Here is a 13188-nt window from a genome sequence, read left to right as displayed (position 1 = left end):
CCGCAATTATTCCATCAGCCATCCGTCGATCGCGTCAGTGCTTCCCAGCGATCAATCTCCGCGCTGAATGATTCCATCTTCTGCCGCACCAATGCCAAAGCATCGCTGCCCAGCAACAGATGCGCGGGTGGATTGCTGCTTTCGATCACATCGAGCATCGCGCTGGCGGCTTTAAGCGGATCGCCCAACTGTTTGCCACTCTTCTCTTCACGCGCCTGCCGAATCGGGTCGAACAACGCATCATAATCGGCGATGCTGCGTGCGCTGCGCACCATCGAACGCCCGGCCCAATCGGTGCGAAACGATCCGGGTGCGACGGCGGTCACATGAATATTGAACGGCGCCAGCTCTTTGCTGAGGGTTTCCGAAATCCCTTCCAGCGCAAACTTGCTGCCGCAGTAATAGCTGATGCCGGGCAGGGTGATAAAACCGCCCATCGAGGTGATGTTAATAATGTGGCCCTGACGGCGCTGGCGCATTAAGGGCAGCAGCGCTTTAATCATCGCCACCGCACCAAACACGTTAACGTCAAACTGGCGGCGCATCTCGTCCAGTGATGATTCCTCCATCACGCCTTCGTGACCGTAACCGGCGTTGTTCACCAGCACATCAATTGGGCCAACGTGGGTTTCAATATCGGTAATTACCGCCTCAATGGCGGCGAAATGGGTGACATCCAATTCATAGGCGAAGGCATTTTCCGCATGCAAATTTTCAAACCCGGCTTTTGCCGTAGCATTGCGCACCGTACCGACCACGCGATAGCCACGATTTAACGCAACCTGCGCCAGCGCGCGGCCAAATCCGCTGCTGACGCCAGTGATGAATAATGTTTTAACGTTGGACATTTGCGGTTTCTCCTCAAAAAGTAGAGGATGCATAATATTCTGGCGCTGAAACGGCCATAAGGCCTTATTTTGTGTAATGCTTGCCTAATATTATGAATGTGATGTTATCCGATGAAAGAAACGCTCCAGCAGCAAACCGTAAAACTGCTTAAAACGTTAGCGCCGCAGGAAGGTTACAACCTCACCGCGCTGCCGGACGTGCGCATCCTGCGTTCCGATCGGCCGCTGGCGCGCACGCCGGTGCTGTACGATCCGGGCATCGTGATTGTTTGTCAGGGATCGAAACGCGGCTTCTTTGGCGATCAGGTTTATCTCTACGATGAGCAGCACTATCTGGCGGTTGCGGTGCCGGTGCCTTTTACCATGGAAAGCGCGGCATCGGCGGAAAATCCGCTGCTGGCGATTTACCTGCATCTCGATTTCAGCGTGGCGACGGGGTTGCTGTTGCAGCTGGAGCAGCAAGATGTGGCGTTTGAGAGCCAGGCGGCGCAAAGCATGATGTCGAGCCCCATGGACCAGACGTTGCGCGAGACGGTGTTGCGCTTTCTCACAACGCTAAATCATCCGCTGGATGCGAAGATGCTCGGCCCAGCGCTGGTGCGTGAACTCTATTACCGCGTGCTGACCGGTGCGCAGGGCAGCGCGCTGCGAGCGGCATTAACCTTGCAAGGCCAATTTGGCAAAGTGGGCAAAGCGCTGAACCACATTCACGCGCACTATGCGCAGCCGCTAACGCTGGGGCAACTCGCGTCGCTGGCGGGCATGAGCGTGCCCACTTTTCACACCCATTTTAAAAGCATCACCAATCAGCCGCCGATGCAGTATGTGAAGTCGGTACGATTGCATCAGGCGCGCATGTTGATGGTACGTCAGGAAATGACCGCGGCGGCGGCCAGCCACGCGGTGGGCTATGAAAGCGCCTCGCAGTTTAATCGTGAGTTCAAACGCCTGTTCGGTTTACCGCCGGCCGAAGAGATCAAACGCATGCAGCGCAACTTTGCCGTGCCGCCGGCGCATCAGGCATCGACGTTCGTTTCATCACATTAGCGCCAGGTTATGCTATAAATGATAACGATTATCATTTTTGGCGTGAGGCAGAGGATGCAGGCAGCACAGGAAAACGCGATAAGCGCGGATTGTTGTATCGTTGGCGGCGGCCCGGCGGGATTAATGCTGGGCTATTTACTGGCGCGCGCGGGCTTACGCGCCGTGGTTATTGAAAAACACCCCGACTTCCTGCGCGATTTTCGTGGCGACACCATTCATCCCTCAACGTTGGAGATCATGCGCCAGCTGGGATTGCTCGATGAGCTGCTCACTTTGCCGCACCAGCGCGCGGAGAAGCTGCAGGCGGAAGTGGCGGGTGAAGAGATCACCATGGCGGATTTCTCACGTCTACCGGTTGAGTGCCGCTTTATCGCCTTTATGCCGCAGTGGGATTTCCTCAATTTTCTCGCTAAAAAAGCCGCCGAATTTCCGGGGTTTACCCTGCTGCAATCCACCGCATTCGATGACTTTATTTATGAAAATGGCGTAATCAGTGGCGTAAAAACGTTACAGGGTAACGAGCATTCCATTATACGCACCGCTTTAGTGATAGGTGCGGATGGTCGCAATTCGCAGGTCAAAGCCAAAGCCGGATTAACCGGAAAAAGCTTTGGTGCGCCACGCGATGTATTGTGGTTCCGGCTGGAGAAACATCCCGACGATCCGCAACTTGGTATGGGTCATAAAGGACCGAAGCAAAACTTTATCGTTATCGATCGTGGTGATTACTGGCAGTGCGGCTACACCATTCAGAAAAATCAGTTCGACGAGTTAAAGCTGGCGGGATTGGACGCGCTAAAAAGCACCATGGCGCAGGTGGCTCCGTTCAGTGCAGAGCGCATGGCGGAAGTTGATGAGTGGGACAAACTTAAGCTGTTGTCGATTCGCATTGACCGCCTCGATCGCTGGATGAAACCTGGCGTACTTTGTATCGGCGATGCTGCGCATGCCATGTCGCCGATTGGCGGCGTGGGGGTTAACCTGGCGATTCAGGATGCGGTGGCCGCAGCCAATATGCTGACCAAACCGCTGCAGCAGGGCAATGTAGCCTTGCACGATCTGCAAAAAGTGCAGCAGCGCCGCCAGTTCCCAACCGTCGCCACCCAATTCCTGCAAATCAAAATGAGCAGCAACAAGCGCAAACGCAGCACACCAAGCAAAGTGTCGCAGATCATCAGCCGCTTTCCGTTCCTGCGCCATCTGTTTGGCCGCTTGATTGGCCTCGGCTTCCGCACCGAAAAGCCGCGTTATTTATAACCGGCAAAAAAAAGCCCGCTAAGCGCGGGCCAGGTAAAGGTTACCAATCTGAAATTCTCGTAGCAACGCATTGCTGTGTGTTGCGTCGCTATAATAGCAACAGATCGCCATCTGTGCAGGAAAGGATCAACGAGTTAATTTTGTTCTAAGGATAAGCATTATGCTTGCTGCACCCGCGTTGACCACCAGCACATCAGCGATCCCAGGCAGACCATCGCGGTGCCTTGCCAGAAGGCGACGGTCAAATGCGAGCGCAGAATAAAGGCGGCGAGAATCGAAGAGATGATCGGAATGAAGTAGGACGTGGCGGCCAAAAGGGTCACGTTGCCATGCAGTATGCCGACATTCCATGCGGCATAGCCAAAGCCCATCGCCATTGCAGCAAGCGCCATACTGATGCAAACCTCAGCGGATAGCATAAACGGCGGCTGCGGTGAGAGCAAAAACTTCAGCCACAGCGTCAGCGCAGTCAGGATAAAGAACAGCGTTATCCCATTGTTGCCGTCAGCAATTTTTTTGGTTACCACACAGTACACCGCCCAGATAACCGCGCCGCTCAACGCCAGGCCGTAACTCAACGGATTATCCATCACGTTATGGGTGATTTCGCTGAATGAAAAACCTTGATCGCCGCCCAACACGCGACAAATGCCGGCAACCGCCAGCAACACGCCCGGAATAATCAGCGGATGGGTTTTTTGTCGATTGACTATCACCGCGAAAACAATGGTCAAACTTGGCCACAGATAATTGACCATGCCGACTTCAATTGCCTGGCGTCCGCTGTGGGTAAAGCCTAATGAGAGTGACAGGCAGAGTTCATAACAGACGAACAGCACGCTGCCGATAATCAAATAGCTGCGCGGAAAAGTGCGCAACTTTGGCAAGCCTACGGTGAAAATCAGCAAAACCGCACTGGCGCTGTAGATCAGTGCCGCACCGCCTACCGGGCCGAATCCTTCGCTGACATTTTTAATCAGTCCTACAATCGCGCTCCACAGCAGAATGGCCATCAAACCAATCAGCGTCGCCTTCTTTTGGGGCATGACCCGCCACCTTATTTCGCAAATTCGGGCCAAAATCCTATCAAATCAAACGCGCTTTGTATTTGCTCGATTTCCTGCTGCGACGCTGGTCGCCTTTTATGGCGACCTCACTCACTGAAACATCAATTACCACTTCATCTCGCCAGTATTCACTTTGGCGCTCAAATCCAATGAACTCTCCTCCGGCAGAAGCGGATAAGCGGCTTTCATGGTCTCGATCACCTGCGCGGAACCTTTGTGCTGCTGCAGCGTTTTCTCAAAGGTTTGCAGATAGTTCAGGGTAAAGGTAACAGCCGCATCGCCCGCCGGGCGCTCGCCGAGATAATGGCCCGGAATCACCTGCTTAGGTTGCAGCTTTTGCATCTCGCTCAGCACATTGCGCCACTGCTGACGAATAGCAGGCGTTTGCGTATCGGCGGTCCAGACGTGAATGCCGGAAGCCACGCCAGTGCCGCCGAGAATCGCTTTGTTCACCGGGATCCATACGTAAGCCGCGTAATCATTGGCGTGACGCAGTTCCAGCGTTTCACCATCAATTTTAAACGTCGTGGCATGAGTAACCTGCGGAACATACAGCTGCTTTGGCGCGCCGTCCTTCATCTGCGGCCCCCAATATGCCAGCTTGGCGGCTTTACTGGCTTCGATGTGTTTTACCACCTCCGGCGTTGCCACGATCTTCACCTGCGGGAACGCTTTAACAATGGGTTCCAGACCAAAATAGAAATCAGGATCGCCGGAGGTAATAACAATCTGCGTCAGCTTCTTGCCGCTAGCTTTGATCATCTGCACCAGCTTTTCGCCGTCTTTGGTGCTGAACTGCGCATCAAACAGTATCGCTTCGTGCTGACCAGAAACCAGCGTCGAAGAGACCGGGAAAATGCCGTTCTCCTGCGGGTTATACACGTCTAAATTGAGCGGCGCAGCGAAGGCAGGCAGGGCGGCAAAGGCCAATGCCAGCGTCAACGTTTTCATTTTCATCGAATTTTCCTTTATCCGGCACCTTGCCGTCTTTGAGGGCTTTATTGTAGAGAAATTGCTGGCTGGTAGAATTCCCGAAACTGGATATGATCAGTTTCATAAAACGATCAGATGGAGCCAACATGGACAGAGTCACGGCGGCAACGGTATTTAATCGCATTTGCGAGCTGGGCAGCTTGAGTGCCGCAGCGCGTGCGCTGGATATTTCGCGGCCGATGGTCAGCCGCTATCTGGATGAAATGGAGAAGTGGGCCGGTGCACGTTTGCTGCACCGATCATCGCGCAAACTGACCATTACGCCCGCTGGCGAGAAGATCCTCGAAAAATCGCGCGCGCTGGCGAGATTGGCTGAAGAGATTGCCGATCAGGGCGCGGATAGCGAACCGCACGGCACCTTGCGCGTCGCCTGCGCACATTCCACCGCCACGCATATTCTGGGCCCGATAATTCCGGCATTTCTCGCGCGTTTTCCGGCGGTGCGTATCGAACTGGAGATCAACAATCAACCGGTGAGTTTAATCGGCGAACGCATTGATGTGGCGGTGCGGATTACCGACGATCCCGAACCTGGCGCCATTGCCCGACGTTTAGGCGAATGTGTTTCGGTGTTGTGCGCCTCGCCTGGCTATCTGCAAGCGCGTGGTGCGCCGCAAACGCCTGCCGATCTCGCACAGCATAATTGCCTGCATTACAGCCGTTTCGCCGGGCAGAGCTGGCAGTTTTCCGATGCGCAGGGCGAAACCCTTTCAGCGGCAGTGCATGGGAATTTCAGCGCCGGTATCTCGTCGGTGTTGTGTGATGCGGCGATTGCCGGTTGCGGTTTAGCGATGGTGCCGGAAATGGAGGCGCGTCACGCACTCGACAATGGACAGCTACAAACCGTGCTGCCGGCTTATCAGCCAAAAACGCTGGCGATCTATGGCCTCTACATGTCACGCGAACGGCAACCGGCGGCGCTGCGGGCGTTTCTCGACGCGGTGCAGCAGCAGTTAACCGCCTGAATTTCGACACATATCTGTTTCAAAAGGAATAAGATTATTTTCAGTGTGTTATGTATGAAATCGTAGTCTCAGAAAGCCGATTTTCAGCCTGAAATCGCCAAGTGAGTGGTGAAACTTCGCTCAATCATGGTCGATGTAAAATGATGGCACCTGACCGGTGACGCGACGAAACATGCTGGAGAAGGCCGAGCTGCTGTCATAGCCGAGCGAGAGCGCCACCTCGTTTACCGATTTGCCCGCCACCAGCCACGCCAGCGCCGTCACCACGCAGGCGCGCTGTCGCCAGGCGGAAAAGGACAAGCCGGTCTGCTGCAGGAAATGGCGGCGGAAGGTGCTGGAACTCATAAACAGTGTGCTGGCCCAACGATCGGCCGGGTCGTGAATGGTTGGTGCTTGTAAGAAGTTCTGGCATTGCGCCAACAGCGCCGGATGTGGTGGCAGTGGAATATCGAATTCCTGTGCAGGCATCGCCGCAAGCTCCAGCAGCAGCAACTGCATCAGAGATTGATCGCGATCGGATGCGTATAACAGCGGTAAATCAACGGCTTCAATCAATAGCTGTCGCAGCAGCGGCGAGACGCTGATGACGCGACAGCGATCGCTTTCACGCAGAGCTGCCGCACAAACCGGCTCGATATACAGACTGCGCGTAGAAACACCCACAAACTTAACGCTGTGCGCGGTGTCAGGCGGAATCCACACCGCATGCTGCGGCGGAACCACCCATTCGCCCGCCTGCGTTGCGACGTGCATCAAACCCGTTGCGCCATACAGCAGCTGCGCGCGGCGATGGCGATGCTCTTGCAGCACAAATCTCTGCGCGTAGTCATTGCCCAGCGCCACCACGTCACGATCAATATGGTCGTATTCATCAATGTGGCTATTTCGCATCCCCGACATCCACCGCAAATTGACTGATTTGCAAGGGTAAATGAGCGCTGCACAAATGGGAAGTGGGCAGCTTGCTGCGTAAGCTACATTACTCTTTTCATGATGCAGAGAAAGGCGATGAGCGAGCTGTTAATTATTGGGCTGGCGGGTTTTGCTTCCGGCATCACCACGGTGCTGTTTGGTTTTGGCGGCGGTTTTGTCGTGGTGCCGTTTGTCTATCAACTGCTGTCGCAGCAGCCGTTACTGGCGGCTCAGGCGATGCATATCGCGGTGGCGACCTCGACCGCCGTGATGATTTTCAACGCCGGCTGGGCCAGTTATCAAAACTGGCGGGCTGGCAAATTAAATACAGACATTTTACTGCCGCTAATTTGGTTTATCGCGCTCGGAGCGGTGATGGGATCGTGGCTGGCTGGCGTGATGAGCGACATTTGGGTGCGCAGGCTGTTTATGCTTTACATGATGGTGACTATCGCTGATTGCCTGCTGCGGAAAGGCTTCTTTAGCCGCACTGCACCGCGAAGGTTGTCACGGTTCACCGTCAGCGCGGGCGGCACAATGATTGGTGTGATCGCCGCCATGCTCGGCGTTGGCGGCAGCGTAATGACCGTGCCGCTGCTGCGGCGTCATGGTTATGCCATGCGCGACTGCGTCAGCGCGGCCAATCCGCTGTCGCTGCCGGTCGCCGTTTTTGGCGCGATAACTTACGCCATCAGCGGCTGGCAGCAGATTCCCGTCAGCGATTATCTCGGCTTTATCAGCCTGAAGATATTGTTGCTGCTGGTGGTCGCCGGTTTTATCGGGATCGTGTTCGCCCGACGCTGTATTCCGGCGGTGCCTGATGTCTGGCATGCGCGTGTCTATGTTCTGCTGTTGTGCATGGTGTTGTTGGCTATCGCGGTTTAAACCGTAGATTGGAAACCATGCTGATGCAAAACCATGCTGGTGCAAGATGAGCTGCGCTGTGGCTGAAGAGATAAATGCCGCCACCAGATCCGGCCACGCCGCGCAAACTACCGGCCGCCAGAATCTACAGCGTGGTCATGATAGTGCGTCCGGTAGAAGCGCTGATACCAGCGATCGGCTTGTTGTTGCATATTGATGTCGCGGAATTTTTCCGGGTAGAGCTTTTTCGCCATCCACAGTTCGCCGAGGCCAATCGCTTCTGGCATCGGATAGCCCCACGCTTTGGCGTATTCCGGCATCAGCCACACCCGATGATTTTTCACCGCGTCAATGGTTTGCCAGCGCGCATCCTGCTGGATCTCCTGCACCACGTTGGGATAGCGATCCTGCACGAAAATCACTTGCGGATTCCACGCCACTACCTGTTCCATGCTGACCTGTTTGAAACCCTGCACGGTCGCGGCCGCGACATTGAATGCGCCCGCATGCGCCATCATCAAGCCAGTATATTTGCCCGAGCCGTAAGTGGTGAGGTCGGGATTCGCCATATAGGCGCGCACGCGCTGCTGCTCAGGCAGATTTTTCAGATGGTCGCTGACCATTTTGCGCCCGGCAAAGGCGGCATCAATCAGCGCCTGCGCCTGCTTTGGCTTATTAACCACCTTGCCGATAAGCGTGATCCCTTCCTTAATACCGAGATCGTAAGCCTGATCTTCATTCTGCATGCTGGGATTGATTTTGCCTTGCTGACCGGCGTCATCGTGACGCAGTGAAATCGCCAGTACCGGAATGCCCAGGGCAGAAATCTGGTCGATCATCTCTTTCGGCGCATAGTTGGTGACAAACACCACCTGCGGATGCAGCGCCACCAGCTTTTCCAAATCGACATGCGTCAAATCACCGAGCATCGCTTTGTGCGTCAGTTCCGGCACTAATTGCGCATAACCCTCACCTAACTGCTGCTTCCAGTTCGCCAAAATCCCGACGATTTTATCGGTGGCGTTGAGCTGCACCAGCAGGTTCAGAGTTTGGTGCTGCAGCACCACTACGCGATCAATCCTGTCCGGAATCTCCACCTGACGACCAATTTGATCGGTGACGATGCGGCTGGCATAGCTATGAAGCGAGGTGAGAGTGAGTAATTCCGCCAGAATAATCCGCTTAAGAGAGGTATGCATAAAAGCTCCTGAATTCGATATACACCGGAGTATATAGCGATTAAGTAAGCGGAGATATGGCTGTTTTTAACATCACAATGCTCAGTATCACTCGCACATTACTGCATCGATCACCTTATCGATCATACTGTTAATCACTTCCTGGTCGGGATTATCCAGCGCCATCAGGGCTAAACCACTTTCAAAAGTCAGAATAAATTCAGCGGCTTCGTCAGGAGATAATTTGCCTGAAAGGGTGTTGTTCTGCTGTGCAAGCTGCGCTTCCTCGATTATCCACGCTTTAAATGCATGACGTTCGTTGAATAACTCCGCGCCTAACGATGAGGCTTCAGGGCGAAATGTGAGCGCGGAAAACACCAACAAGCAGCCTGGCGGTTTGCCTTCGCAGGAAAAAAGGTTAAATGCCGAAAACAGGAACTGCTTAATCTTGTTGCTAAAACTCAATTCTTCAGAGGAAAGAATCGCCTCTAAATCTGGCAGCCACGTCGCTTTGTAATGTTCAAGCGCAGCGATAAACATCCCTTCTTTATTACCAAATGCCTGGTACAAGGTGGCGGGCTTGGTACCGGTTGCCTGGGTAAGATCGTTGAGTGAGGTGGCTTCATAACCTTTGTCAGCAAAGATCGAGAACATGATCGCCGCCAGCTCTTCTTTTGGGAGAAGACGTGGTCTGCCTGATTTTTTGTTGACATTCATTGACATAACTCCCATGAGATCTGAATTTTCTGATAAATTCGTCATGTATTTTAGTTTTCACTAATAAATGTGGTGCGTTTTGTGTTTGGCTGCGTTATATATTTTAGTGAACACTAACAAAAGGAAGTTATCATGAAAAGCGCCCTCAAGGTGAGGCCACCGCAACTTATATGCTCGCGACTAGATGTAATTGCCACCATGAACCATGACTTTTAGCCAGCTCAACTCTTAACGAACCGGCCACATAAATAGCGGGAGATTTACCATGACAACAGCCAAACAAGTCTATGCTTCACGTGCGATTCATTTTCTCACCAGCAAAGAGCCGCTGGTATTAAGATTATCAATAATTATTATTTTCCTGGTTTTTGGTATGGCAAAGTGGTTTGAATTTGAAGTTCAGGCGCTGGAACCCATATTTATAAAAACATGGCTGAGTATATTTCCCTACTTCCTCGGTCTCCATGGCAGCAGCTATTTCCTGGGCGTAGTAGAGATGACGACGGTTATTCTGCTCATCGCAGGCTTTAAACGTCCACTGTTAGGTATGATCGGCGCTGGATTGTTGATACTTACCGGGTTAGTTACCTTAAGTCTGTTACCGCAGTTAGGCGGACTCGATTCGTTTATTTTTAAAGATATTATGGTGGTGGCGATTGGTCTGACGTTACTGAAGCGCGATTTAATCCGTTGGAAAAACAACCTCTAACAGCTACTCTATAACGCGTGTTTACTCTCGGGCATTTAAGAGGGCTTTATGAATAATGTTTACGTGATACTGGCGATATCCATCGTCGCTGAGACGATTGCCACAACCATGATGAAGGCCTCGCAAGGATTCTCACGCCTTATTCCCAGCGTAGTTGTGGTAATAGGTTATGCCATTTCATTTTATGGATTATCTCAAGTGGTTAAACAGATGAATGTCGGCATTGCTTATTCTATCTGGGCCGGAATGGGTATATTTTTGGTGTCGGTCATGTCTTATTTTTTCTACAACCAGAAACTAGATTTCGCTGCAATGGCGGGTTTGATGTTAATCGGGTTAGGCATTGTGGTGATTCAGGTTTTCTCCAAAACCATTCTGCATTAACGAAGTAATAATAGGGAAGCACAGGCTTCCCTGTTAGCGTTAAGGGATAATGCGTGCTGCGCGTAACTGCGCAAACAGAGCAAAGAACATCTCATCCGTTGCCTGATAGCCGTTAAAACCCGCGCGCCGTATTTTACTGCCGTCACCAAACATGTCGTAATTCCAGCCAAAGACAAAATCGGCAAACAGCCCATCATTTAGCTGCAAGATATCCGGCGCGATCAGCTGATGTTCTATAGCGATGGTTTGCCATAGCGCGCGGTAATCCTGAAACAGCTGAGAAAACGACAGATTCACCGCCGGCGCGCTTTCCAGTTCAAACCACCGGGCAATCGCAGGCCACAGCTCACTCCAGCGCCATAAATCGCCGTTGTTAACGTTGAAAGCTTGATTGCGCGCGCCAGGCGCATTGGCCGCCCACAGCGTGGCCTGCGCGAGTAATCCCGCATCGGTATGATCGACCATGCTGTGCCAGGCGTGCGATGAACCGGGAAAACGTAGCGGTAAGCCCTGAGATTTACACAGAGATGCGTAGAGCGCGATGCTCAGCGCCAGGTTTATGGCATTACCGGGTACCGCGCTGCCGACCACACCGGGACGCAAGGCGTGCCAGTGCCAGCTTTTACCGCGCTGAAAGTCACTTAGCCAACGCAGCTGTTGCGCATTGAATTCGGCTCCCGCGACGCCGGGATCGCTTTCGCGCGCGGGCGTTTTGAACGGTCCCAGATGCGCGCCATAAACTTTGTATCCCTGCATCAAACTGACGCTGCGCAACGGCGCGATTTTATCGATGTTAACCACCAGATTGCGCAGCATCGTTACGTTGGGTTCGACCATTTCACGCCAGTTGGCAGCATTCAGCCACGCGCTGTAGAAAATATGCGTGACCTGATTAAGCGAGGCCAGCGCCTGTGCACTGTGCTGCGCATCCAGCAGATCGACATGGATGAAAGGGATATCGTGCGTTGAGATTGCAGGCTGGCGCGTCAGGCCGATCACCTGCCAATCCTGCTGACGCAGTGTTTTTACCAACTCACTACCGACAATGCCGGTTGCGCCCGCGACCAGCGCGACGTGATGTGTTTGCGACATGATGATTCTCCTGTGAACAAGACAGGCACAGTGTTATCTATTATTTTTATTGCTGATATCCCACTATCCAGATGCCACTTATCAGAAAAATCATTAAATGAATAATAAACTCAATGCCATCAATACCTTCATACGCGTGGCGGAAGCCGGATCGTTTTCGGCAGCAGCGCGCCTGAGCGGGATGAAGCAATCCGCCGTGAGCCAGCAAATCGCGGCGCTGGAGGAAGAACTCGGCATCGTGTTGTTGCACCGCACCACGCGCGCGATGAAATTGACTGAGCAGGGCGAGCGATACTTACAGCATATGCAGCCGCTGCTGGCCGCGATGCAGGATGTTGAAAGCCAGTTGCGCCCGGCGCAGCAAGCGCTGCAAGGCAGCGTGCATATCCAATTACCCAGCGGATTAGGCCAGCGCTTGCTGCCGCCTTTACTGGGGCTGCAACGCGCGAACCCAGAACTGCATCTGACCATCGCGCTCGACGATCGCGTGGCCGAACTGGTGAGTGAAGGCGTGGATATCGCGTTGCGCCTGAGTGAAATGCCGCCGGAGATGTTTCCGGCGAGATTACTGGCGCGTATTGAAACGCCGCTGTTTGCTGCGCCTGAGCGGGTACGCGCAACACCGATTACCTCGCTGGCAGAGCTGGCCGCGCATCCGCATGTTCGCTTTAGCGGTATCGACAAACAGGCACCGCTGCGCCTGATATCCAACCAGGAAACCGTCGCGCTAACCGTGAATACCGTGTTTCGCGCCAACAGCAGCGAAGGGTTGTTGCAGGCGCTGCAGGCGGACATCGGCGTCGGGGGCATGCAGTTACCACTGGTGCAGGAGGCATTAAAATCAGCTTCGCTGGTACGTATCTTGCCGCAATATCGTCTGCCAGACCGTTTTCTCTACGCGGTATTCCCCGATGCGCGCTTTATCCCGCTGCGCGTCAGACGCGTGGTGAAAGTGATTGAACAGATTGTGGATGAATTGATTCCTGCGGCTGATTAAGCCGCTCTCCATCCTGGCGCATGGCTGCGCCATTTTCGTGCTTCTAATCGCAACATCTGCATTGTAAAGAAACATAAGTATTCGATCTTGTATCCAAGAGCGTATCCCATCTGGCCTGGCCGTTAGCGCCCTCGTTTATGGAATTTTCTGGCACGTAA

The 13188-nt window shown here is 53.4% G+C and carries 14 protein-coding genes; 7 read left to right on the top strand and 7 right to left on the bottom strand.

The window, feature by feature from the left end; translation table 11 throughout:
* Positions 1 to 14 precede the first annotated feature (14 nt).
* Positions 15 to 848: an oxidoreductase gene (locus P6287_RS22040; protein WP_277975038.1), complete on the bottom strand. Its 834-nt coding sequence runs from the start codon at positions 846 to 848 to the stop codon at positions 15 to 17.
* A 111-nt stretch (positions 849 to 959) separates the two neighbouring features.
* Between P6287_RS22040 and P6287_RS22035 the strand changes: the two genes are divergently transcribed.
* The gene (locus P6287_RS22035) at positions 960 to 1895 is read left to right on the top strand and encodes an AraC family transcriptional regulator (protein ID WP_277975037.1); all 936 of its coding nucleotides are present in this window, start codon (positions 960 to 962) and stop codon (positions 1893 to 1895) included.
* 54 nt (positions 1896 to 1949) lie between these two features.
* Entirely contained in the window at positions 1950 to 3152 is a 1203-nt protein-coding gene (locus P6287_RS22030) for an FAD-dependent oxidoreductase (RefSeq protein ID WP_277975036.1), read from the top strand.
* Between the two features lie 158 nt (positions 3153 to 3310).
* Here P6287_RS22030 and yddG read toward each other — a convergent pair whose 3' ends face one another.
* Positions 3311 to 4198 (bottom strand): aromatic amino acid DMT transporter YddG, encoded by an 888-nt coding sequence (gene yddG, locus P6287_RS22025; protein WP_277975035.1) that lies wholly within the window; start codon positions 4196 to 4198, stop codon positions 3311 to 3313.
* Positions 4199 to 4324: 126 nt separating this feature from the next.
* Entirely contained in the window at positions 4325 to 5176 is an 852-nt protein-coding gene (locus P6287_RS22020; RefSeq protein ID WP_277975034.1) for a Vmh family MBL fold metallo-hydrolase, read from the bottom strand.
* A gap of 122 nt (positions 5177 to 5298) precedes the next feature.
* On the opposite strand from P6287_RS22020, the gene P6287_RS22015 reads away from it, so the two are divergent.
* Positions 5299 to 6177: a LysR family transcriptional regulator gene (locus tag P6287_RS22015; protein WP_277975033.1), complete on the top strand. Its 879-nt coding sequence runs from the start codon at positions 5299 to 5301 to the stop codon at positions 6175 to 6177.
* Between the two features lie 120 nt (positions 6178 to 6297).
* On the opposite strand, the gene P6287_RS22010 is transcribed toward P6287_RS22015, so the two are convergent.
* Positions 6298 to 7068: a helix-turn-helix transcriptional regulator gene (locus P6287_RS22010; protein ID WP_277975032.1), complete on the bottom strand. Its 771-nt coding sequence runs from the start codon at positions 7066 to 7068 to the stop codon at positions 6298 to 6300.
* Between the two features lie 117 nt (positions 7069 to 7185).
* On the opposite strand from P6287_RS22010, the gene P6287_RS22005 reads away from it, so the two are divergent.
* On the top strand, positions 7186 to 7974 hold the full coding sequence (locus P6287_RS22005) for a sulfite exporter TauE/SafE family protein (RefSeq protein ID WP_277975031.1): 789 nt from the start codon (positions 7186 to 7188) through the stop codon (positions 7972 to 7974).
* Positions 7975 to 8081: 107 nt separating this feature from the next.
* Here the strand turns inward: P6287_RS22005 and P6287_RS22000 are convergent, their stop codons facing one another.
* Together P6287_RS22000 and P6287_RS21995 are read right to left on the bottom strand one after the other, a co-directional pair.
* Positions 8082 to 9152 carry an ABC transporter substrate-binding protein gene (locus P6287_RS22000; RefSeq protein WP_277975030.1) on the bottom strand — a complete coding sequence of 357 codons (1071 nt, stop codon included), beginning with the start codon at positions 9150 to 9152 and terminating at the stop codon, positions 8082 to 8084.
* 87 nt (positions 9153 to 9239) lie between these two features.
* On the bottom strand, positions 9240 to 9848 hold the full coding sequence (locus tag P6287_RS21995) for a TetR/AcrR family transcriptional regulator (protein ID WP_277975029.1): 609 nt from the start codon (positions 9846 to 9848) through the stop codon (positions 9240 to 9242).
* Between the two features lie 265 nt (positions 9849 to 10113).
* Here P6287_RS21995 and P6287_RS21990 point away from each other — a divergent pair, with 265 nt between their 5' ends.
* Together P6287_RS21990 and P6287_RS21985 are read left to right on the top strand one after the other, a co-directional pair.
* Entirely contained in the window at positions 10114 to 10557 is a 444-nt protein-coding gene (locus P6287_RS21990) for a DUF417 family protein (protein ID WP_277975028.1), read from the top strand.
* A 48-nt stretch (positions 10558 to 10605) separates the two neighbouring features.
* On the top strand, positions 10606 to 10941 hold the full coding sequence (locus P6287_RS21985; RefSeq protein ID WP_008106908.1) for an SMR family transporter: 336 nt from the start codon (positions 10606 to 10608) through the stop codon (positions 10939 to 10941).
* A gap of 39 nt (positions 10942 to 10980) precedes the next feature.
* On the opposite strand, the gene P6287_RS21980 is transcribed toward P6287_RS21985, so the two are convergent.
* Positions 10981 to 12033 (bottom strand): SDR family oxidoreductase, encoded by a 1053-nt coding sequence (locus tag P6287_RS21980; protein ID WP_277975027.1) that lies wholly within the window; start codon positions 12031 to 12033, stop codon positions 10981 to 10983.
* Between the two features lie 97 nt (positions 12034 to 12130).
* Between P6287_RS21980 and P6287_RS21975 the strand changes: the two genes are divergently transcribed.
* Positions 12131 to 13030 carry a LysR family transcriptional regulator gene (locus P6287_RS21975; protein WP_277975026.1) on the top strand — a complete coding sequence of 300 codons (900 nt, stop codon included), beginning with the start codon at positions 12131 to 12133 and terminating at the stop codon, positions 13028 to 13030.
* Positions 13031 to 13188: the final 158 nt, after the last annotated feature.

Source organism: Pantoea sp. X85, from assembly GCF_029623675.1.
Classification (GTDB): Bacteria; Pseudomonadota; Gammaproteobacteria; order Enterobacterales; family Enterobacteriaceae; genus Pantoea; species Pantoea leporis.
The sequence above is the reverse complement of the archived record's forward strand: the minus strand, read 5'-3'. Positions and strand labels throughout refer to the sequence as shown.

Coding starts and splice junctions, on each gene's coding strand:
- P6287_RS22040 (WP_277975038.1), bottom strand. CDS start 848: ATGTCCAACGTTAAAACATTATTCATCACTGGCGTCAGCAGCGGATTT.
- P6287_RS22035 (WP_277975037.1), top strand. CDS start 960: ATGAAAGAAACGCTCCAGCAGCAAACCGTAAAACTGCTTAAAACGTTA.
- P6287_RS22030 (WP_277975036.1), top strand. CDS start 1,950: ATGCAGGCAGCACAGGAAAACGCGATAAGCGCGGATTGTTGTATCGTT.
- yddG (WP_277975035.1), bottom strand. CDS start 4,198: ATGCCCCAAAAGAAGGCGACGCTGATTGGTTTGATGGCCATTCTGCTG.
- P6287_RS22020 (WP_277975034.1), bottom strand. CDS start 5,176: ATGAAAATGAAAACGTTGACGCTGGCATTGGCCTTTGCCGCCCTGCCT.
- P6287_RS22015 (WP_277975033.1), top strand. CDS start 5,299: ATGGACAGAGTCACGGCGGCAACGGTATTTAATCGCATTTGCGAGCTG.
- P6287_RS22010 (WP_277975032.1), bottom strand. CDS start 7,068: ATGCGAAATAGCCACATTGATGAATACGACCATATTGATCGTGACGTG.
- P6287_RS22005 (WP_277975031.1), top strand. CDS start 7,186: ATGAGCGAGCTGTTAATTATTGGGCTGGCGGGTTTTGCTTCCGGCATC.
- P6287_RS22000 (WP_277975030.1), bottom strand. CDS start 9,152: ATGCATACCTCTCTTAAGCGGATTATTCTGGCGGAATTACTCACTCTC.
- P6287_RS21995 (WP_277975029.1), bottom strand. CDS start 9,848: ATGAATGTCAACAAAAAATCAGGCAGACCACGTCTTCTCCCAAAAGAA.
- P6287_RS21990 (WP_277975028.1), top strand. CDS start 10,114: ATGACAACAGCCAAACAAGTCTATGCTTCACGTGCGATTCATTTTCTC.
- P6287_RS21985 (WP_008106908.1), top strand. CDS start 10,606: ATGAATAATGTTTACGTGATACTGGCGATATCCATCGTCGCTGAGACG.
- P6287_RS21980 (WP_277975027.1), bottom strand. CDS start 12,033: ATGTCGCAAACACATCACGTCGCGCTGGTCGCGGGCGCAACCGGCATT.
- P6287_RS21975 (WP_277975026.1), top strand. CDS start 12,131: ATGAATAATAAACTCAATGCCATCAATACCTTCATACGCGTGGCGGAA.